Here is an 18,437-nt window from a genome sequence, read left to right as displayed (position 1 = left end):
CGTTTTGAGTGATCGGCGCCGACAGAGGCCGATGGAATGTTCTCGCGAGAACCGGCCGCAGGGTTGTCGGACCCTGCGGCCAACCTTTCCGACAAAAGGCACCCGACATGACTGAATCAACTGCAATCCTCGATCTCTCCGCGCATTTGCCGGTCGACACGTTCCGGCTGCAGATCCGCAAGCCTGGCACGGATACGCCGCTCGGTTGGGCGATCGATCTCGCCGGGCCTGCGCATCCGCAGACGATCGCGCTCAACAATGAATCGACCCGCGACGCGATCGAAAAGGAGAAGGCGATCGAGTTCGCGCAGGTCAATGGCCGCAAGTGGAAAACCGAGGATGAGACGGTCGCCGATCGGCGCCGGCAAAACGTGACAAAGGTCTGCCGTCGGATCGTCGGATGGTCGCCGAATCCGACGTTCACGATCGTTTCGCCAGATCCTATCCCGTTCACGCTCGAGAACGCGGTCAATCTGTTCCTGCGGCCGGAGCTCGGCAGCTTCTTCGTCCAGGTCACTGACTACCTGACGAGCGAACGGGCTTTTACGAGGCCCTCAAGTCAGACTTGAGGGCATACGCCGAGCGCAGTTTCCTGCTGTCCTCGAGGGCCGGCGACGCCGGCGAGACCTATCGCCAGGTCCTCGAGGGCCTCCTGCTTAGAACGCGCGATCCAAAGCGCAGGGCCGAGCGGGAGGCGGTCCTAAAGGTCCCGCCGATGCCGGCGGGGCTGCTCTATCTCTGGCGCATCTATGACCGGATGCGCCGGCGCAAAGGCGGCAACGGTTTCGCGCTGTCGCCGCTCGAATGGCAGGACATCGATGCTTTCCTGCGTCGCACGCAAACCGACCTGGCTCCGTGGGAGCTTGAGATCATCGAAATGCTGGATGATCTCTATCTGGTCGATTACTCAAAATTGCAGGTGGATTGATGGCCGACCAGGTCGTGACCGAGCTCGTTATCGACGCGAATACGCAAGGCGCGTCCGATTACGAGCGGGCGATGGACAGTGCCGCCGGCGCCGCGCAGCGCGGCACGGATGCGGCAACCGATTTTAACGTCGGCCTGGTCGCGCTCGGCGCCGGCGCCGTCGCCGCGGCGGCGACGGTCAATAAGGCGCTGGACTATGTCGTCAGTTTTAACAAATCGCTCGCCGACATGGGCGCGCTTGCCGATCGCGTCGGCCTGTCACTCAAGGATCTGCAGGGCGTCCAGTTCGGCGGCCAGATCGCGGGGCTCTCGGAAAGCCAGATCAACGCCGGGCTAGAGAAGTCCGCGCAGCTGCTCAATGATGCGCAACGCAATGTTAACTCGCTGTCGAAGGAGTTCGATGCGAACGGCGTCAGTCTGCGCAACGCAAACGGCCAGCTGATTAGCCAAAACCAGCTGCTGCAGATCGCGGCCGACCTGGTCAGCCGCGCGCGCAATCCGCAGGACGCGACCGCGATCGCGCAAATGCTGGGTTTCACCAAGGAATGGGTGCCGCTGCTGCAACAGGGCGCCGGCGCGATGGCGGATCTCGGCAACCAGGCGCAGGCCGCCGGCGTCGTCATCGACGACGAGACGGTCAAACGCGCGGCCGATTTCGATGCGGAGTGGCGCAAGAGCTCGATCCAGTGGTCGCTCTACATGAAAGAGGCTGCCGCGGGCCTGCTGCCGGTCATGGATGACCTGATCGAGCGGGCCGCCAAGTTTTTCAAGTCGCTCGACCGTGACTCGATCGAGAAGGCCGCAAGCGAGCAGCTCAGCGCTTTGTCCAACAGTGTCGGCGGTCCTAACGCAGATCAAACGGTCGGGCTTAGGATCGATATCACGCCGGAGGCAAAGCAGGCGGTCGACGAGCTCTCGAATGCCGGCTCGCTGTGGGACGGCTGGGTTAAGCTGCTCGGCATCGTTTCCGCCAACCAGCCGTTAGCCAACATCAGGACGCTCTCTCCCGACGAAATCAAATGGTACGCCGGGACCGGCGCCTCGATCTCCGACACAAGCAACGCGCAAAGCGATTGGGCCTGGCAGAACCAGGCGGCGTCGCTCAAGTCGATGCAGGCGGGCCTGGCCGGCCTGCAGTTCGGCTCGCGATCTAACGTCGCATCGAAGGATGCGGCGGATGATCCGGTCGATCGCGCGATCAACACGCTGCGCCGTCATACCGAGACGCAGGAGGCCGATACCAGGGCAGTCGGCCTCGGCGACGCTGCGCTCGCGGCCTTCCGCGCGAAGGCCGCAGAGACCTCGGCAGTGCAGGCCAATGGCGGTAAGGAAACCGCCGACCAGGCGGCGCGGTTCGCAGATCTGCGCGATCGCGCCGCGGAGGCTGCCGACGCCCTGGCGCGCGCCAAGGTGAGCTCGCAGATCGATTTCAGCAGTAAGACGGCGTTCCTGTCCTCCGACGACGTCGCGATCGCGACGCAGCTCAAGGGGATCTATGGAAACGACGTTCCGGCGGCGCTGGATAGCACCTATGCCGCTGCGATCCGGACCAACAGTGCCTTTAAGGGGATCTCGGGGGCGATCGAGAGCGACCTGGTCAACGGCCTGGCCGATATCACGACGGGCGCCAAGTCGGCCGGCCAGGGCTTTGCCGACATGTCGAACCAGATCATCCGCGCGATCGAGCAGATGATTATCAAGATCACGATCGTCGAGCCGCTGATGCGATCGCTACAGTCGGCGGCCGGCGGCCTCGGCGGGTTTTCGATCGGCGGCGCGTCCGCCGGCGGCGCATCGTCGACCGGCTTTACTGGCGGCCTCGGCGGCCTCTACCACACGGGCGGCATCATTGGTTCGGAGCCGACGTCGATGCGCTACATTCATTCGGCGTATTTCGACGACGCGAAGCGTTTCCATAGCGGCGGCATCGCCGGCAACGAGGTCCCGATCATCGCGCAGCGCGGCGAGGGCGTCTTTACGCCTGGCCAGATGGCTGCGCTCGGAGCTGCCGCCGGCGCCGGCGGCGGCCGTTCGCCGCAAGTCACTATCAACAATTACACGGATGCCGCGCCGAGCGTCGAGCAGGCGCCGAACGGCGACATCACGGTAACACTGCGCAAGATGGTCGACGGCGCTGTCGGCGACTCGCTGTCGACCGGCACTGGCCGGCGCGTGCTCGGCGACCAGTACGGCGTCAAACCGTTCACGGGGCAATAAGCCATGGCCTTGCCGGCATTTCCGATCGCAAACGCCGTCATCCTCAAAGACGGCTTCAATCTGCAGCGCTCGCGAGATCCCATCGCGACCGATATGGAGCAGGGCAACACGCGGCAGCGTGCGCGGCCTGGCGACAATGTCGGCACGGTGACGCAGACGGTGCGTTTCTATGCGGCCGATTATGACGCTTTCGTCGAGTGGGTTAAGACGACGCTCAATCTCGGAACGGCGCGTTTCACCATTGATGTTTGGCTCGGAACGTCCCTGGCGAACAAGGTCTGCCAGTTTATCAAGCCGGGCACGACGCTCGTCGCCAGCTGGCCTAATCCGGGCCAGGTCGACGTCCGCATGACGCTCCGGGTTTACGACGTCTAGCCAATGCCGACGCACAATGAAGCGCTGCTCGAGGCCTATGCCTCCTGTCCGCCTAGCGCGCGGATCTATTACACGCTCGAGCTCTGGCAGTCGTCATTCGACCAGCCGGCGCGCGTTGTCGCCAATGTCGGCGATGATATGGCCTTTGGGCTCGAGGCCGGCGCGCCGCGCAACGCCGGCGAGACCGTGACATTCCTCGCTTGCCCTTTCGAGGCCGGCTATCCGGAGCAAAAGGAAGGCCAGCCGCCGGCGACGACGATCAAGATCGACAACGTCAACCGCGAGCTGGTGCCGAAGATCCGCGCGGCGCAGGGGACGCGCGAATATATCCAGGTGCTCTATCGCGAGTATCTCGGCAGCGACCTGACCGAGCCGGCCTATGGGCCGATCGAATTCGAGCTGCGCAGTGTGCAGATGGTCGGGGCATCGCTGACCGGAACGGTCATGGTGAAAAACCTGCAGAACAAGCGGTTTCCGCGCCTGACCAAGAATTACGATTATGTCCAGTTTCCGAGCCTGCTGCCGTGACGCGGTCCGATTTCCTCGCGCCATTGATCGGCGAGCCATGGGCCTGGCAGTCGCGCAACTGCTGGGATTTCGCCTGCCATGTGCAGCGCGAGCTGTTCGGTCGCGAGCTGCCGCAAATCGCGGTGCCGGCCGATTTCAGCCGCCGCTGGGTGCTCGAGGAGTTCGCCGGCCATCCGGAGCGCGCGCGCTGGCGCCAGGCGCCGGACGGTCCTGGCGGCCTGGTGACGGCCGCTGACGGCGCCCTGGTCCTGATGGCCCATGCGCGGTTTCCCGCGCATATCGGCGTCTGGCTGCGCCAGGAGGGCCGGGTAATCCATTGCGACAGCCGGGCCGGCGTCGCCTGCGAGACCGTCCTGGCGCTGCGCCAGGTGGGTTGGAAAAGCCTTACATTCTTCGAGCCGGTGACATGCGCGGACCTGTGAAGCGATTGCCCAAGCCGCCGGCGAGCTCGCCGGAGCGTCCGCGAGCTCGTCGCGAGCGCCGCAGCGACGCCGCGCGTCAGCCGGTGCTGCACCTGGTGATGCCTGGCCTCGAGGTCGGCCGCGCCGAGCCGCGACCGAGGGAGACTGTCGCGGCCTTCCTGCGGCGTACAGGCTGGGCAACGCGCGATCGGGCTTTCGGCTGGCAGTTCAAGAAAGGCCTGCCGACCGTGCTCGAGATCAACGGCGAGGCCGTGCTGCGCCGGGACTGGCGGTCGCGCCGCATTGGACCGGCCGACGCGGTTCGCTTCATGTCCTATCCGCTCGGCGGCGCCAACGGCGGCGGCAACTCAGTCAAACAGATCATCGGCCTGGTCGCGTTGGTCGCGGTCTCGGCCTTCGCCATCTGGGCCGGCCCTGCGCTGTTTGGCGCCGGCACGTTTGGCGCGCTCGCGACGACCGCGGGGATCGGCATCGGCGGCTCGCTGCTCGTCAACGCCCTGGTGGCGCCAAAAGCCGGCGCGACCAATACGCCGAGCGCAACGCAGGACCAGATTTACTCGGTCGCAGCGCAGGGCAACGTCGCCAAGCTCGGCCAGCCGCTGCCGGTCTGGTATGGGCGCGTAAAGGACTATCCGGATTTCGCCGCGACGCCCTGGGGCGAGTTCGTTGCCAACGATCAATACCTCAACGTCCTGCTGTCGCCGACGATGGGCAGCATGCAATATGAGGCCGTCTATATCGACGATACCGTTTTCTGGGACGCGACCAACGGGATCGCGGCAGCGTTCTCGGATGCGCAGATCGCCTTTTATGAGCCTGGCAGCGCGGTCGCCTTGTTTCCGACCAACGTCGACCAGTCCGCCGAGGTCAGCGGCCAGCAGCTGCCATCGGGGACGGGGACGTCAGGCGGACAATATGACGCCAACGGCCTGCCGTTCGGGGCCTCGGCGAGAACGCCTGGCGCCTGGATTGGACCATTCGCGGCAAACCCGGCCGGAACATTGGCGCAATCGCTGGCCGTCGATTTCGTCTTTGCGGCCGGCTGTTACACGGTCAACGGCCAGGATAGCTCTATCGGTTATTCTAACGTAGGTCTGACCGCGGAATATGCGACCTGCGACAACGCCGGCGCGCAGACCGGACCGTTCAACCCGCTGTTTTCGATCGTCAGGCAGTATGCGTCGCAGGCGCCGGTCCGCGACAGCGTCAAGGTCGACGTCGCGCCTGGCCGTTATCTTGTCCGCTTTCGCCGCGAGGACGCCGAGCTGTCCGGGACCGCGGGCAGTAATTCCGTGCTCTGGGCCGGCCTGCGCTCGTTCCTGAAAGGCAGCAATTCGTTTCCGGACGTCTCGACGATCGCGATCCGGTTGAAGGCGTCGCAGTCGACGCAGGGCGCCTATAAGTTCGGCCTGCTGGGCACGCGCAAAGTGCCGGTTTGGAATGGCGCGGCCTTCGTCACGCAGGCAACCCGTAACCCGGCTTGGGCCTTCCTCGACGCAGTCACCAGCGGTCAGTATGGATCTGGGCTGTCGATCGCCAAGGTCGACTTTAACGCCGTTGTGGCGCATGCGGCCGGCTGCGACGCTCGCGGCGACACGTTCGATTATCGATTTACGACGGCCGTCGCCGTGCCGGATGCGCTTAACAAGATCCTGGCGCCGTCTCGAGCGCAGCATTACTGGCTCGGCGATACCGTCTCGATCGTCCGCGACGAGTGGCGCGACGTGCCGACCATGCTGATGACCGATCGCGAGATCGTGCGGGATTCGATGCAGGTCAGTTTCACCATGCTCGGCGAGGAAGATCCCGACGCTGTCATGGTCGAGTATGTCGACGAGACCACCTGGCGGCCGGCGCAGGTGCAGTATCCGCCGGACAGCGACACATTTACGTCTGTCAATGCCGAGACCAAGCGCGTCGACGGCATCGTCAACCGTGACCAGGCATTCCGGGAATGCGCGTTTTATTATCTGCAGTCGATCTATCGGCGGGAAAACGTCGCGCTCGGCTCAGAGTATGAGGGCAGGGCGATCACGCGCGGATCTGTGGTCAGGGTGCAATCCGATCTGCCGGAGAGCTACGGTTACGGCGGCGCCGTCGTCGGCGTCGCCGGCGCGACGCTGACGCTCAATCCTGCGCCGGTCTGGGATAGTGGCCCGTTCTATATCCGGTTGCGGAAGCCGAACGGGAAATTCTTTGGTCCGGTGCTTTGCAGCCGCGGCGTCGACGCCGCGCATGCGGTCCTCGACGCTACCAGCCTGGCGACCGCGGAGAGCGCGCAGGCGACGACGCTGACGGCCGTCCTGGCCCGCGAGGATGGTGCGGAATATCCGTCATTTGACCTCGGCACGGGTGCAAGCCAATCGCGCCTGTGCGTTGTCCTCGACGGCTCGCCGAACGGCGACCAGTTCACGCTGAACATGGTGGTTGATGACGAGCGGGTTCACGCGACGGATCTCGGCAACCCGCCGGTGCTGCCGAGCGCGCAATATCCGTCAAACGACAAGGTCCCGCTGGTTTTTGGGCTCAATGCTTACATGAGCCAGGGCACGGCCGAGCCGCGGCTGTTCGCCAGCTGGTTTCCGACCGCGGGCGCGATCTACTACGTCGCCGGCGTCTCCTATGACGAGGGCAAGAATTGGACGCAGGTCTATGAGGGGGCCGAGAACCAATTCGACACGGTCGTCAGCCTGGCCGCGGTGCGGCTGCGCGTCCAGGCGGTCAATGCGACGATGCGCGGCGCCTATTCGACCGTCGACCTCGAGGCGCCGACCGTCAAGCTGTCGCCGGGCATGGTCACGCTCGAGTCGTTCAATGCGGCTCTGAAAAATCAGGTCACGGCGGTCGCGGATCAAGATAACGACGAGATCAATGCGGCCCTGCAGCTGATCTCGTCGACCGCGGCAAACCAGGACGCGCGCAATTGGCTCGACAAAAAGTCGATCAAGTCGGAAATCTCAGCCCGTGTCGGTGCGGCCTTCGCGCAGATCTCGACAGTCCAGACCGTGGCAGTCGATGCGCAGCAGGCGGTCGCCGATCTCACGACGTCGGTCAGCGCTCAGTTTGGCGACGTCAACGCATCGATTACCGAGCAGTCCAGCGCGATCTCGAGGATCGACGGCTATGCCGCGGCTGCCTGGTCTCTGACGCTCAACGTCAACGGCTACGTGACCGGAATTCAGCTGGTCAATGGCGGACCTGGGGTCTCGGCCTTCACGGTCGTCGCCGACAAGTTCCAGATCCAGCTGCCGGGCTACAACGGGAATTTGCCAAAGGCTGTTTTTACGGTTGGCACGATCAACGGCGTCGCCTCGATCGGCATCACGGCGAATATGTATCTCGACGGCGTGCTGACGGCACGCATGATGAACGTCGGCACATTGAGCGCGATCACGGGCAACGTCGGCACGCTGACCGCTGGCGTGATCCAGAGCACGGACGGCAAAATGGTCCTAAACCTGACCGCCGGCTCTCTGATTATTTCGGAGTGACCGGACGATGGCGGTCCGGATCTATATTGATGCTTCGCGGGTGACGGTGTCGAAGCCCGGATACGACGCGCAGTTTCCGCCGGCCGTCGATTACAAGTATCTGTCGCTCGACAGTCGGCTCAACCAGGGCAGGCCGCTCGAGGTGGGGCTGATTCCAGCCTACACGTTCCTGAGTGGCACCAAGATATTCTATTCGGGCACGTATCCGACGCCGCCGGCGGTGGACATCGTCCCTTACAGCCTCTCCTCAGGCGTCGCGGGATACGGCCAGACGTTGGTCATGCGTGACGCCAACAGCTCTACCGCCATTCAGCGCTCGCCGTTCGCTGTGCTGTGCGCGAGGGACGGATTTACGCCGGATGATTCCGGCCTGGTGTTCGCCAGGTACTCCCGCTTGCACGGGCTCGCGTTCAATCTTTTCTATATCGCTTGGAAGGTCTGGTAATGGCTCGCCGGTTCCTGATGGGCCTGCATCCGAGCCTCGGTCAATATGGCGTCTGGCTTTCGGTGCCTGCTGTCGACGTCGTCACGGCCACTGCCGCTGCGCAGTTCCTGCTGAAATCGGACGTCAAAAACGAGCAGGTCATCATGTCGGGCAGCATCTTCCTGCCAGCGTTGAGCGGCGCGGTTGCAATTCCGTATCCGGCGACGCTGCCGCAAAACCCGTTTGTCTCGTTTCGCACCTACATAGATTCGGGTGTCGTGTCCTACCCGTACAGGCTGGATATGGCGGTGCCGAGGGACATCACGATCGGCGGCGTCGTCTATTACGAGATCCAGAACGGATTTCAGATCCAGAACAACACCATGACGTTCAACAATCTGATTTCTGAGTCCTACGGCATTTATGTCGACTACATGATCTTCAATCGGAGCCTTGGGTGACGCAGCGGGTTTTTATGCAGGGCGGAGCTGGCGCGAGGCTCGTCGTCAGCAAGCCCGGCGTTGATGCAGCGCTCGCCAACCTGGATCAAACGATGTTCGATTCCCGCTGGTCTGGTCACCAGTTCTATTTGAGCGGCACGCTGGACAGTATCAATGACAGTACCGCGCAATTAAACTTCGGGGAGACGCTCGACGCGCCGCCGTTCATGCTGGGCTATTGCGATCCGAGCATCCTTCTAAACCCTGGCGCGCAATATCTGCAGTGCGAAGCCTACCGCGGAGGCGGCACTGATTTCTGGATCTACGCGGCCGTGACGACCTCGTCCATCGTGTTTCGGTTCAAGTTCGGCAACCAGCAAGGCCGGCTCTATTTTTCGCTTTTCAGGAGGATCGCAGGATGACGGGGGTAACACTCGACGCGGCATGGGCGGTGCCTGGCTACACGCCGGCGAGCGTCGGCGGAGAGGCGGTCGCGGTCAGTCCAGAGGCCATTGCGGTCACGATCGAGGAGCCGGAGGCGGTCAACAAGACCAAGACGCTCGTTCGGCATGATGCGAACGGTTTCATCACGCAGGTCATCCTCGAGGCTGCCAGGCCGATGGACGAGATTTCCAAATCGTTCACCGAGGCCGGCATTGACCACATTCTGTATGATGGACCTGTCGACATCAAAGACGCCTATATCGACCTCTCGCAAGATCCGCCGGCGGTGCTGCCAAAGCCTGACGTTGTCATCAGCGGCGAGATCCGGCCGATCAAGGCCGACGGCGTCGACGCTCTGCATCTGACTGTGCAGCCGGAAAAGTGCACGGTTTATGTTTGGTACGACGGCAAGCTGGTCCACCAGGAGGACGTCGCCGATGGAAAGATCGAGTTCGCGATCGACCAGGCTGGTGCATTCCGGGTGACGATCGTCGCCGCGCAACCCTACAAGGTTTGCGCCTTCGAGGTGCTCGCGCAATGAGAATTCAGATTGCGCCTTTGGTGCAGGAGAAGAAGCGCGCCGAGCGCAGGGTCAACACGTTCCTTATGGTCGACGGCCATGACGTCGCGCATGCGCGCAAGCACATGCTGGCGCTGTCGGTCCAGAACGGCGCCGCTCCGACCGCGGAATTCCAGGAGGCCGCGCGGATCGAGGGCAAGACCGCGCAGGAGCTCGCGGCCGTCATCCTGGCGAAACCGGACGAGCTCATGGTCAAGGAAAACAAGCGCAGGGGGCTGATCGTTGCGGTCCGCAACGCGCGGAGCCTGACCGAGCTGAATAAGATCCTCGCCGATAACAGTGTCCCGGCGCATTACGAGGACCAGCGGCTGGCCCTGCTGCCATAGTCCAGCGGCCTCCGCTCCACAAAACTCAAAAAGACAATCGAGAGGTTATCGAGATGACGGCGCTTGCCAGTTACGCGACCGGAACGGTTTCCGTTGCGGTCAACGGTACCGTTGTGACCGGATCGGCGACGATCTGGTCGGGCACGAATGTCCGGCCTGGCGACATCCTGCAGATCGGCAATTTTCAGACGATCATCGCTGACGTCACTGATCCGACGCATCTCGTTATCCCGCCATGGGGCGGCGGCGCGCAAGCCGGCGTCGCTTATGTGGTTTGGAAAGTGTCGCCGCAGCGCATCGCCGGCGCGCAGGCGATGGCTGATGTTTCCGCGCTCGTCGCGGCGTTGAATACGACGGGCTTCTTTTGGTTTGTCGATGCGTCGCTCGCTGCGCCTGATCCGTCGCTCGGCTCGGATGGTCAATTTGCGCTGCAGCCGTCGACCGGGAAAATGTGGGTTCATGTCGCCGGCGCCTGGTCCTTCCTCGGGATCTATCGCGGCCTCGGCACGCCGGCGCCGTATGACAACGCGAAAACCTATAACCTGATGGACGTCGCAACCTCTGGCGGCTCGTCCTACGTCTGGATCAATCCGGCGCCGGGCTCCGGCCAGGCGCCGCCGAATGCGACCTATTGGGCCGTGCTCGCGAGCAAGGGCGACCAGGGCGCGCAGGGTATCCAGGGCGCGGGTTACGGCGGAACGTCGACGACGTCGCTCACGATCGGCGCCGGCGCGCAGGCGTTCACGACGCAGGCCGGCCTGGCATATCAGAACGGCGCGCGCGTGCGGGCGAGCTCGACCGCCAATGCGGCGAATTGGATGGAAGGCCTCGCGACCTATGCCGGCACGATCCTGACGATCGCGGTCGACAAGACCAGCGGCGCCGGCACGATCGCGAGCTGGAATTTCAACATCGTCGGCCAGCCCGGCGCCGGCGATATGTCGTCGGCGAACTACCTTTCAGAGTTGGCGGGGAATAAGCCGCTCGCGCGCACTAATCTCGACATTCTCCAGATGGTGGACAAGGGCGGCGCGGGCTGGGATTTCAATGCGATCGTTGCGACGGGCACCTATCAACTCAGCAATTCGACGAATTCCAACGCGCCGTTTCCTGGTGCGCTTTGGTATCTCGAAGTTTTTGCGTACAGCATCGCCGGCTACGTTATGCAGCGGGCTACACCCATAAATGCCAGCGCGGCAAACACGTTCACGTATGTAAGAGAGTTTGTAAACGGAACAACGTGGTATCCGTGGCGGTTGCTGCTGCCGGCCGACGATAATCTTGCGGCGTTGCCAAATAAAGGAGCAGCGCGAACCAATCTCGGCGCGGTCGGCAGGCTCAATCTGCTGCGATTCACGGCGTCAGGCACATACAATCCGTCCGCGAATATAATCGGCGCGCTGGTTGAAGCGCTCGGCGGCGGCGGCGCCGGCGGCGGCGTTTCGCCGAATGCGTCTTATGTCCTCGCGGGGCCAGGCGGCGGCGCCGGCGGAAGGTCTCTGCGATGGCTGACAGCAGCGCAACTCGGCGCCGCGCAGACGGTTGCGATCGGCGCCGGCGGATCTGGCAACTCCGCCGGCGCCGGCGGCACGGGTTCGCCGACGAGCCTAGGATCGCTCGTCGTCGCTTCCGGCGGTCTCGGAGGCGGTGCCATGTCGACCGGCTCGGTTGGCGCGCCAGGTGGCGGCGGCACCATCACGACGGGCGATTATGGCTTTACGGGAAGCACTGGCGACAACGGCCACTATCAGCAGATGCCCTCGACGACAAACATCATCGTCGGCAAGGGCAAGGGCGCTGATAGCCCCTATGGCAGCGGCGGCGTCGGGATCATGGGCAACGCGACGGCGTATCAGTCGAATGGCAACGCGGCGACCGGGTTCGGCGCCGGCGGTGGCGGCGGCCTCTCCAACCAGTCGGCCGCGTCCAACGTTGCCGGCGGCGCGGGCTCGTCCGGTCTAATCAGCATCTGGGAGTTTCTCGCACAATGATCGGTTACATTCTCGACGCGCAGGGAAGCATCGTCAGCGCGCTTGTATTCGACGACGAGCCTGCGGAGTTCACGCCGCCGGAGGATCACACGCTCGTCATGGGCGGCGACTACGCGATCGGCGGCAAGCTGGTCGCCGGCGTTTACACGGCGCCGGCGGCGCCTGCAGCTGATCCGCTGCCGCCTCCGCCTCCGCCGGATTCCTGCACCAAGCTCGGTCTCAAACGCGCCTTTGACGAGCTCGGCAATTGGGCCGCGGTCAAGGCCGCGATCGCTGCGGATGCGGCCGTCCAGGAGGAATGGGATCTCGCGACCGAGATCCGGCGAGCTGATCCGCTGGTCCAGCACATGATCGCGGTCGTCGGCCTCTCCGACGAGCAGGTCGACCAACTGCTGATACGCGCTAACGCCCTGGTCTGACCGGGCCGCGCTCTTTCATTCCACAAAAGGATTATCACGATGACCAACGCAGCGGTTTCTGCGAGCGCTATCGATTTGCATGGGATCTCGCGTGCGACCTTCGATCTGATCGTCGCCGCCGAGGTCACCAGCGAAGCCTGGTATTCAAAGCATCTGAGCGGGCCGACCTGGCCTGGCGAACAGTCCGGCGTGACGATCGGCTGCGGCTATGACGTCGGCCAGACGACGCGGCAGCAGTTCCTGGCCGATTGGTCCGGCAAGATCCCGGATGCCATGTTGAAGGCGCTGGCGAAGTGCTGCGGCGTCACGGGGCAGGCCGCGGCTGCGCTGGCGCGCAAGCTGCGCGGCGTCGTCGATATCCCGTGGGACGTCGCGCTCGAGGTTTTCGCAAACCATGACATCCCGCGCTATCTCGCGATCTGCCGCCGGCTGCTGCCAGGCTTCGACGAGCTCTCGCCGGATTGCAAAGGCGTCATCCTCTCGATCGCGTTTAACCGCGACGCCGGCGGGTTCAACAAGGCCGGCACACGCTGGACCGAGATGCGCCAGATCAAGGCGGCGATCGGCAGCGGCGAGCTCGCCAAGATCCCTGGCCTGATCCGTTCGATGAAACGGCTCTGGCCGGACAGCAAGGGGCTGCGCATCCGTCGCGATGACGAGGCGGCGCTATTCGAGCACGGCCTCGCGACGTCGCATCCGCATGAGCATGCGAAGCTGGCGACGACGCCGGCTCCGGTAGATCCGGACGTCGTCGCGCATGTCCAGGCGCGGCTGCGCGAGCTCGGCTATTACGACGTCGGCCAGGTCGACGGCGAGCAATCGCCGCAGGGTCGGACCGAGGGAATGATCCTGGCCTATCGCAACGCGCGCGGTCTGCCGCTGACGCCGGCAATCGACGACCAGCTGATCGCCGAGCTCGGCAAGCCGCAGGAGCCCCGCCAGGTCGCCGAGACGCGGGCGAGCGCGACCGTCGCGGATCTCCGCGACGACGGCTCGCAGACCATTGCGCTGACCGATCGGGCCAAGGGTTGGGCCGGCAAAATCTTCGGCGGCTCGAGCGGCCTCGGCACGGCCGGCGCGCTCGCCTGGGTGACCGATCGCGCGACGCAGGTCTCGGCGGCAAAGGACGCGGTCGGCGGCCTCGGCCTGACGCCTGGCGCGATCCAGGCGATCGCGATCGGCCTCGCCGCCCTGGTCGTCGTCGCCGGCGTCGGCGTCCTGGTCTGGTTCGTGGCGGACACGCTCGAGCAGCGTCGCCTGGCCGACTACCGCGCGGGGAAACACGCATGAGCTGGATCGTCGCAATCGTCATGCGCCTGGCCGGTCTCGCCGGCGTCAGCCTCTCGCCATTCGCCGCCGGCGCGCTGTTCGCCGGCGGCCTGGCTGTCGCCGCCGGCGGCGCCGCGATCGCCGGCGCCGCGCATCTCTACAACGCCGGCTTTAGCTCGGCCGATGCCAAATGCGAGGCGGCACAGGTCGCCGAGCAGAATGCTCAATTGCAGGCGCGCCTCGAGGAGAAGGATCGCCAGCTCGTTTTTGCCAACGCCCTGCAGCAGCGCGACGCCAAGCGCGCCGCGGAGGCCGAGGCGCAGCTCAAGTCAAACCAGGGGGCAATCGATGCAACGCCGGCTAACGCTAACAAGTGTTTTACTCGCGACATGTCTCGCCGGGTGCGCGGGGTTCGGTAGCCAGGAGCGGCTGCAGGCTCCGCCTCCGGATGCGCCGAACATTCCGGCGATGCCGGCGGACGTTGCGGCCTGCGAGCGGACGCCGGTCGATACGCCGGATCGCGACCTCAACGCCGGCGAGATCGAGCGGCTCTGGAAAACCGACCGCGCGGCGCTGGCAAAGGTCAATGCCTGCCTGCGGCGCGCTGTCTGCCAATACCAGGACGTGCGCGAGGGCATCGGCCGCGTCGACGGCGTCGCCTGCGACAGCACTCCGCCGGCGGAAAAGCCGGCGCCTCGGTTCGGCCTGTTCAAGCGAAAGAAGGCGAAATGAGCGACGCGGTTACATGGGGCGCGATCGTCACGGCGATCGGCGCGCTGGCGACGATCGTCGGTTTCTGGACGCGCTACTCCGACCGGATCACAAAAGCCGAGGCAGCGGCGGCGGCTGCGGCCACGGCTGCGGCCGAGGCCAAGCGTGCGGCCGAGGCAGCGATCGCCGAGGTCAAGCGGACGTCGGAGGCGGCGATCGCCGAGGCCAAGCGCGAGGCGCAGGCGGCATCCCAGCATGCCGCCGAGCTCGCCGCAAAGCTCTACCAGGTCGAGATCTGGTCGCGTGACGAGTTCGTTCGCAAGTCGAGTTTTGAAATGGTTGTGTCCAGGCTCGAGCGCGGTTTCGCCGAGCTCAAGCAGGACATTTCCGGGCGCCTCGATCGCATGACCGATCGGATCGAGACGATCAAGAGCAACTCTCCGCAGCATTGATGTTTCGCATCGTTGTCGCCGCCGCGCTCGCGCTGATCGTCGCGAGCTCGGCGGCCGAGGCGCGGCCACGCCTGGCGCGCGCCTGGCCGGCGCCGCAAACACTCGGCGGCCGGCCGCATGGCTGTCCGCATGCGTTCTGCGGCTGCGGCGCAAGCCTGTACCTGTTCGGCCGCATCATTCCGCGGCTCAACCTGGCGGCGGCCTGGTTCGCTTTCCCGCGAGCTCGGCCTGCGCCGCGAATGGCGGCCGTGCGCCGGCATCATGTTTTCGTCCTGGTCGAGCAGCTCGAGGCCGAGACCTGGCTCGTCCACGATTCCAACTCTGGCGGCGGCCTGACGCGCCTGCATGCGCGATCGCTCGCCGGTTTCATCATCGTCGATCCATCGGGGGCAACATGAACGCGATTGATTTCGCTTACGACGCCGCTGCGCTGCAGGGCGTTTTCAACAATGCGGCGATTGCGCTCGCGATCGTCGCGGGCGTCCTGCTGGTGCTTTTGGTCGCCGAATTCAAACTGCGCCAGGTGCTCGAGGTCGCCGCCTGGTCGGTGATCGCCTGCGCGGCGATTGCCGTCGTCACCTGGCTCGGTATCGCCGTTTGGTGGGACTGATCTGAGAAGACGACGTTTCGACTTCGGTTTAACCCTCGCTGACTTGAACGTTATCAGTCTGCTCTATCTTGGTCCCGACCCGAGATATCAACGCCCAGCCGCCCGATCCAGATTCATGGCCGCGCGCACCGATCAGAAGCAGAAGCTGGCGCGTGTGTTCGTCCTTTAAGCCGACGACACGGGACAAGCGCTGGATCGAATGCCAGGGATCCTTGCTGTCAGTCAGTATGGCCTTGAGAACACTCATCGCCCGCTGATCGAAATAGTCTGGCTTGTTTTTGGTCAGCCAAGCATTCAATAGCGTCGTCGCCACCGACCCGATGGTTCCGATCGCCGCACCCAATACGACCCAACCACCTTCAGCCATCGCCAGACAGTTTCCGCATCACCACAGCCCTTGATCACAACGGCCCTATGCGAACCCACTTGCCATTCACCAGGCCATCGATCCGTTTGAGAATTTCGGGATCAGAGCCTTCGCCAAAATAGACGTTATGTCCGTACAGCAAGCCGTCATCGCTTTCGTGTGGCTCTAACCTCCAATCGAGTTCGTCCAGTTCGTCGGTGGAAATTCCGAGCGCCGACGCGACAGCTTCCGCTTGCTCGCGCTCGTGCCGTTCCTCCAACAGTTCTTTGCTCATTCCGGCTCTCCTCGTATGGATCTTCTGTGGCCTCACCACAGCCAATCGCGTCATCTACGGCCTAGGCTTTGTCGGTGCCTGTTGCTTGGTTATTGACATCTTTCTCCGCTGTGGCCCGATCAATGGCTTCCTCAAGAGGCGTTTTTTCCGGCTGTGGCGGAGCCGGACGCGCGGGCGGATGACCGATCTTCAATTTGTTTCCATCGGGCCGGACTATTTGTCCGCTTAGGCCGATCAGATTCTCCCGGTCATACGTATGCAATTCATCAACGTTGTTGAGCAGCGCCGTAGCGAGGTGAATGCCATCCTGTGGTTTCACGATCGCTGGATAGTTCCTGAGCAAACGCCTCGCCAATGTGCCAACGTCGAAGTCTACTTGAACTCGCGTCACGAAGTCCTGAAGTATGAAGTCCTCGAAGGGCACGTCCTCCGCGACGGTAAGGCTCCTTTGAACTCCGCCGCAAGGTCGCTTGTAGACCTCAGCTAAAGTGAAGTTTGACGTCCAAATCTCAACTTTGCCGCTTCTTGCTTCCTCCACCACGTAAGCGAGGGAATCGAATCTCTCTGCGTCCCCTTGGATCAACGAAATCCAGGCGCATGCATCCCAATAGTATCGCGGCTTATCAGCCAACCACGCCTTCCCTAAATCGTTCTAGATATTCGTTGATGGACAAACCGCCGGTAAAATCAGCATCGCGAATAGTAGTCAGGGGGACTGCCTTTGTTTCAATGCGGCCAATATCCTCGGCCACAACGAAAGAAATAGCTCGGCTTGGCGTATAGCGAATGCGACCGCGAACCTGTACACGGCTGTGCTTCCAAAAGTCTTCGAAATCTGCCTTATCTGCAAACTTGGCCTGAAGAGCAGGGCTCAACACACACCAGACGATAGCCTTCGTCCGGGACTCGACTACTCCTATAGCGGGCTGATTCCTATAGGTGGATAGGTGAGCGAAGACACCTTCAATAGAGCCTACCTCGCCCTTGGTGCGAGGAAAGTCATAGAGGCTAAGCGTCGGGGATGCGGACAGAACAGCGACCGCGAGCCTAGCAAATCGAGGCGTAAGGACGATCTCTCCGCCCTGCTGGAAATCAACCTTCGTTGCGCCGACGCCATTCAAGTTGCGCTCATAAAGACGCTTGGCAGTCTTCAAGCGTTTGTCGTCCCATCCAGATGGAATATGGCCAGCGGCGATCTCTCGCATTCCATCGGCGACAAATTGCTTTTGAGCGCGGGCAACGACTGTGATGTCAACCGCAGGCTCGAAGCTGACAGCCTCGCCTTCGGCGTAGAAAGGGCTGTTTGTGCTAGCTCTGGACAGCCGCCATTCCACGGCAGTGTCACCCGCCGTGAGCAGATCGAAAACGTCCAGCACCTGCCGCATGGCATCCTGTACGGTCAGGACGTCGGGGTGAGCGCCGGAAGCGCTGACTGTCACTGTAACTTTCTCGGCCACGGCCTTAAAACTCTCGCGCGTCCGAGACGGGCGAGTCTCGGAAAGTCAGGCGCTTTCCAATCGTACCACGAATGGCACAACGTGTCCGCTCGACATCATCGATGCCAAGAGCCTCGCGCCTCTCCTGACGGAAATCGAACTCTGCCAGATAACGGTTAAGATGTTTCTCAGAGACCGGGAGCTGTGCGGTATCGCGTCGTCGTGCCCGTCGCCCACCACAGAGAATCAACCTCGCGGCTAGTCTCGGGAAATACGCGCCGGACTTGGTACACCACAGGAGATCACGTTCCGCAGTGCGGAATTGCTTCGGGGATTTTTTCGGGGATTCGGCGCAACATTCGACAGCAAACAGCCGCATTGATCCGCATCTGTTCTTCACGAAATGTGAATTTGCTGCCTGTGGATAAAGGGGGTAAATCCTTTTGATTTAAAAGGAATTTTCGCCCGTTTTCTTTGGCGATCCCGGCAGGATTCGAACCTGCAACCCGCGGAGTAGAAATCCGCTACTCTATCCAGTTGAGCTACGGGACCGTGGCCGCCTTGTAGCACCCGCAATATGAAAAATCCGCTTTCCCGCCAAGTCCGTCCGAACCGATTTCTGGGGGCGGACGACAAAGCGGAGCAGGGGTCCCCGCCCTGCGTTGGCCTGTCCAGTCCGCCGAGCCGGCATGAGCTGCCGCCGGGGCTGGTCAAAGGATGTCGGCAATGCGATC

The 18,437-nt window shown here is 63.2% G+C and carries 24 protein-coding genes, 1 tRNA gene and 1 pseudogene; 20 read left to right on the top strand and 6 right to left on the bottom strand.

The window, feature by feature from the left end; genetic code table 11:
- Positions 1-8: 8 nt before the first annotated feature.
- The 20 genes from WDM24_RS21380 to WDM24_RS21285 all read left to right on the top strand — a co-directional run bounded on the left by WDM24_RS21380 (position 9) and on the right by WDM24_RS21285 (position 15,626).
- Positions 9-569: a hypothetical protein gene (locus tag WDM24_RS21380; RefSeq protein ID WP_338826713.1), complete on the top strand. Its 561-nt coding sequence runs from the start codon at positions 9-11 to the stop codon at positions 567-569.
- Between the two features lie 146 nt (positions 570-715).
- On the top strand, positions 716-928 hold the full coding sequence (locus WDM24_RS21375) for a phage tail assembly chaperone (RefSeq protein ID WP_338826712.1): 213 nt from the start codon (positions 716-718) through the stop codon (positions 926-928).
- Positions 928-3,144 carry a hypothetical protein gene (locus tag WDM24_RS21370; RefSeq protein WP_338826710.1) on the top strand — a complete coding sequence of 739 codons (2,217 nt, stop codon included), beginning with the start codon at positions 928-930 and terminating at the stop codon, positions 3,142-3,144. The genes WDM24_RS21375 and WDM24_RS21370 overlap by 1 nt, the downstream gene beginning before the upstream one ends.
- A 3-nt stretch (positions 3,145-3,147) precedes the next feature.
- The gene (locus WDM24_RS21365) at positions 3,148-3,519 is read left to right on the top strand and encodes a hypothetical protein (RefSeq protein WP_166204842.1); all 372 of its coding nucleotides are present in this window, start codon (positions 3,148-3,150) and stop codon (positions 3,517-3,519) included.
- A gap of 3 nt (positions 3,520-3,522) precedes the next feature.
- Entirely contained in the window at positions 3,523-4,047 is a 525-nt protein-coding gene (locus WDM24_RS21360) for a DUF1833 family protein (protein WP_338826708.1), read from the top strand.
- Positions 4,044-4,469 carry a hypothetical protein gene (locus WDM24_RS21355; protein ID WP_338826707.1) on the top strand — a complete coding sequence of 142 codons (426 nt, stop codon included), beginning with the start codon at positions 4,044-4,046 and terminating at the stop codon, positions 4,467-4,469. The genes WDM24_RS21360 and WDM24_RS21355 overlap by 4 nt, the downstream gene beginning before the upstream one ends.
- Positions 4,454-7,960, top strand: coding sequence for a host specificity factor TipJ family phage tail protein (locus WDM24_RS21350; protein ID WP_338826705.1), 3,507 nt, complete (start codon positions 4,454-4,456; stop codon positions 7,958-7,960). The genes WDM24_RS21355 and WDM24_RS21350 overlap by 16 nt, the downstream gene beginning before the upstream one ends.
- Before the next feature lie 7 nt (positions 7,961-7,967).
- Complete coding sequence (locus WDM24_RS21345) at positions 7,968-8,405, top strand: hypothetical protein (RefSeq protein ID WP_029085019.1); 438 nt, start codon at positions 7,968-7,970, stop codon at positions 8,403-8,405.
- Positions 8,405-8,845, top strand: coding sequence for a hypothetical protein (locus tag WDM24_RS21340; RefSeq protein WP_166205237.1), 441 nt, complete (start codon positions 8,405-8,407; stop codon positions 8,843-8,845). The genes WDM24_RS21345 and WDM24_RS21340 overlap by 1 nt, the downstream gene beginning before the upstream one ends.
- The gene (locus WDM24_RS21335) at positions 8,842-9,246 is read left to right on the top strand and encodes a hypothetical protein (RefSeq protein WP_338826703.1); all 405 of its coding nucleotides are present in this window, start codon (positions 8,842-8,844) and stop codon (positions 9,244-9,246) included. The genes WDM24_RS21340 and WDM24_RS21335 overlap by 4 nt, the downstream gene beginning before the upstream one ends.
- Positions 9,243-9,809 (top strand): hypothetical protein, encoded by a 567-nt coding sequence (locus WDM24_RS21330; protein ID WP_166205235.1) that lies wholly within the window; start codon positions 9,243-9,245, stop codon positions 9,807-9,809. The genes WDM24_RS21335 and WDM24_RS21330 overlap by 4 nt, the downstream gene beginning before the upstream one ends.
- On the top strand, positions 9,806-10,174 hold the full coding sequence (locus WDM24_RS21325) for a hypothetical protein (RefSeq protein WP_166205234.1): 369 nt from the start codon (positions 9,806-9,808) through the stop codon (positions 10,172-10,174). The genes WDM24_RS21330 and WDM24_RS21325 overlap by 4 nt, the downstream gene beginning before the upstream one ends.
- Positions 10,175-10,227: 53 nt before the next feature.
- Positions 10,228-12,165 (top strand): pyocin knob domain-containing protein, encoded by a 1,938-nt coding sequence (locus WDM24_RS21320; protein WP_338826702.1) that lies wholly within the window; start codon positions 10,228-10,230, stop codon positions 12,163-12,165.
- On the top strand, positions 12,162-12,584 hold the full coding sequence (locus WDM24_RS21315; protein ID WP_338826701.1) for a hypothetical protein: 423 nt from the start codon (positions 12,162-12,164) through the stop codon (positions 12,582-12,584). The genes WDM24_RS21320 and WDM24_RS21315 overlap by 4 nt, the downstream gene beginning before the upstream one ends.
- A gap of 39 nt (positions 12,585-12,623) precedes the next feature.
- Entirely contained in the window at positions 12,624-13,874 is a 1,251-nt protein-coding gene (locus tag WDM24_RS21310) for a peptidoglycan-binding protein (RefSeq protein WP_338826700.1), read from the top strand.
- A complete protein-coding gene (locus WDM24_RS21305) occupies positions 13,871-14,272 on the top strand; it encodes a hypothetical protein (protein WP_338826699.1) in 402 nt (133 codons plus the stop codon). The genes WDM24_RS21310 and WDM24_RS21305 overlap by 4 nt, the downstream gene beginning before the upstream one ends.
- A 49-nt stretch (positions 14,273-14,321) precedes the next feature.
- Positions 14,322-14,585: a hypothetical protein gene (locus WDM24_RS21300; protein WP_338826698.1), complete on the top strand. Its 264-nt coding sequence runs from the start codon at positions 14,322-14,324 to the stop codon at positions 14,583-14,585.
- Positions 14,582-15,016 (top strand): hypothetical protein, encoded by a 435-nt coding sequence (locus WDM24_RS21295; protein WP_338826697.1) that lies wholly within the window; start codon positions 14,582-14,584, stop codon positions 15,014-15,016. Before WDM24_RS21300 ends, WDM24_RS21295 begins: the two co-directional genes overlap by 4 nt.
- Positions 15,016-15,414 (top strand): hypothetical protein, encoded by a 399-nt coding sequence (locus tag WDM24_RS21290; protein WP_338826696.1) that lies wholly within the window; start codon positions 15,016-15,018, stop codon positions 15,412-15,414. Before WDM24_RS21295 ends, WDM24_RS21290 begins: the two co-directional genes overlap by 1 nt.
- Entirely contained in the window at positions 15,411-15,626 is a 216-nt protein-coding gene (locus WDM24_RS21285) for a hypothetical protein (protein ID WP_338826695.1), read from the top strand. Before WDM24_RS21290 ends, WDM24_RS21285 begins: the two co-directional genes overlap by 4 nt.
- Positions 15,627-15,654: 28 nt before the next feature.
- On the opposite strand, the gene WDM24_RS21280 is transcribed toward WDM24_RS21285, so the two are convergent.
- The 6 genes and pseudogenes from WDM24_RS21280 to WDM24_RS21255 form a co-directional block, all read right to left on the bottom strand.
- Positions 15,655-15,993, bottom strand: a complete 339-nt coding sequence (locus WDM24_RS21280; RefSeq protein WP_338826693.1) for a hypothetical protein — start codon at positions 15,991-15,993, stop codon at positions 15,655-15,657.
- 34 nt (positions 15,994-16,027) lie between these two features.
- Positions 16,028-16,267 (bottom strand): hypothetical protein, encoded by a 240-nt coding sequence (locus tag WDM24_RS21275; RefSeq protein WP_029083881.1) that lies wholly within the window; start codon positions 16,265-16,267, stop codon positions 16,028-16,030.
- A gap of 61 nt (positions 16,268-16,328) precedes the next feature.
- Positions 16,329-16,898 (bottom strand): type II toxin-antitoxin system VapC family toxin, encoded by a 570-nt coding sequence (locus WDM24_RS21270; protein ID WP_084518645.1) that lies wholly within the window; start codon positions 16,896-16,898, stop codon positions 16,329-16,331.
- A complete protein-coding gene (locus tag WDM24_RS21265; protein WP_338826688.1) occupies positions 16,891-17,724 on the bottom strand; it encodes a hypothetical protein in 834 nt (277 codons plus the stop codon). The genes WDM24_RS21270 and WDM24_RS21265 overlap by 8 nt, the downstream gene beginning before the upstream one ends.
- A 4-nt stretch (positions 17,725-17,728) precedes the next feature.
- Positions 17,729-17,896 (bottom strand): annotated as a pseudogene (locus WDM24_RS21260) (IS1595 family transposase); the annotation flags it as partial.
- A gap of 282 nt (positions 17,897-18,178) precedes the next feature.
- Positions 18,179-18,255: transfer RNA gene (locus WDM24_RS21255), tRNA-Arg, on the bottom strand.
- Between the last annotated feature and the right edge of the window lie 182 nt (positions 18,256-18,437).

Source organism: Bradyrhizobium sp. 27S5 (assembly GCF_037217225.1).
Lineage (GTDB): Bacteria > Pseudomonadota > Alphaproteobacteria > Rhizobiales > Xanthobacteraceae > Bradyrhizobium > Bradyrhizobium septentrionale.
The sequence above is the reverse complement of the archived record's forward strand: the minus strand, read 5'-3'. Positions and strand labels throughout refer to the sequence as shown.

Bases quoted from the DNA above. Each gene is read 5' to 3' on its own strand.
- WDM24_RS21350 (WP_338826705.1), top strand. From the start codon at position 4,454: ATGCGCGGACCTGTGAAGCGATTGCCCAAGCCGCCGGCGAGCTCGCCG.
- WDM24_RS21310 (WP_338826700.1), top strand. From the start codon at position 12,624: ATGACCAACGCAGCGGTTTCTGCGAGCGCTATCGATTTGCATGGGATC.
- WDM24_RS21295 (WP_338826697.1), top strand. From the start codon at position 14,582: ATGAGCGACGCGGTTACATGGGGCGCGATCGTCACGGCGATCGGCGCG.
- WDM24_RS21340 (WP_166205237.1), top strand. From the start codon at position 8,405: ATGGCTCGCCGGTTCCTGATGGGCCTGCATCCGAGCCTCGGTCAATAT.
- WDM24_RS21320 (WP_338826702.1), top strand. From the start codon at position 10,228: ATGACGGCGCTTGCCAGTTACGCGACCGGAACGGTTTCCGTTGCGGTC.
- WDM24_RS21370 (WP_338826710.1), top strand. From the start codon at position 928: ATGGCCGACCAGGTCGTGACCGAGCTCGTTATCGACGCGAATACGCAA.
- WDM24_RS21330 (WP_166205235.1), top strand. From the start codon at position 9,243: ATGACGGGGGTAACACTCGACGCGGCATGGGCGGTGCCTGGCTACACG.
- WDM24_RS21345 (WP_029085019.1), top strand. From the start codon at position 7,968: ATGGCGGTCCGGATCTATATTGATGCTTCGCGGGTGACGGTGTCGAAG.
- WDM24_RS21280 (WP_338826693.1), bottom strand. From the start codon at position 15,993: ATGGCTGAAGGTGGTTGGGTCGTATTGGGTGCGGCGATCGGAACCATC.
- WDM24_RS21315 (WP_338826701.1), top strand. From the start codon at position 12,162: ATGATCGGTTACATTCTCGACGCGCAGGGAAGCATCGTCAGCGCGCTT.
- WDM24_RS21305 (WP_338826699.1), top strand. From the start codon at position 13,871: ATGAGCTGGATCGTCGCAATCGTCATGCGCCTGGCCGGTCTCGCCGGC.
- WDM24_RS21325 (WP_166205234.1), top strand. From the start codon at position 9,806: ATGAGAATTCAGATTGCGCCTTTGGTGCAGGAGAAGAAGCGCGCCGAG.
- WDM24_RS21275 (WP_029083881.1), bottom strand. From the start codon at position 16,267: ATGAGCAAAGAACTGTTGGAGGAACGGCACGAGCGCGAGCAAGCGGAA.
- WDM24_RS21300 (WP_338826698.1), top strand. From the start codon at position 14,322: ATGCCGGCGGACGTTGCGGCCTGCGAGCGGACGCCGGTCGATACGCCG.
- WDM24_RS21285 (WP_338826695.1), top strand. From the start codon at position 15,411: ATGAACGCGATTGATTTCGCTTACGACGCCGCTGCGCTGCAGGGCGTT.
- WDM24_RS21375 (WP_338826712.1), top strand. From the start codon at position 716: ATGCCGGCGGGGCTGCTCTATCTCTGGCGCATCTATGACCGGATGCGC.
- WDM24_RS21360 (WP_338826708.1), top strand. From the start codon at position 3,523: ATGCCGACGCACAATGAAGCGCTGCTCGAGGCCTATGCCTCCTGTCCG.
- WDM24_RS21365 (WP_166204842.1), top strand. From the start codon at position 3,148: ATGGCCTTGCCGGCATTTCCGATCGCAAACGCCGTCATCCTCAAAGAC.
- WDM24_RS21290 (WP_338826696.1), top strand. From the start codon at position 15,016: ATGTTTCGCATCGTTGTCGCCGCCGCGCTCGCGCTGATCGTCGCGAGC.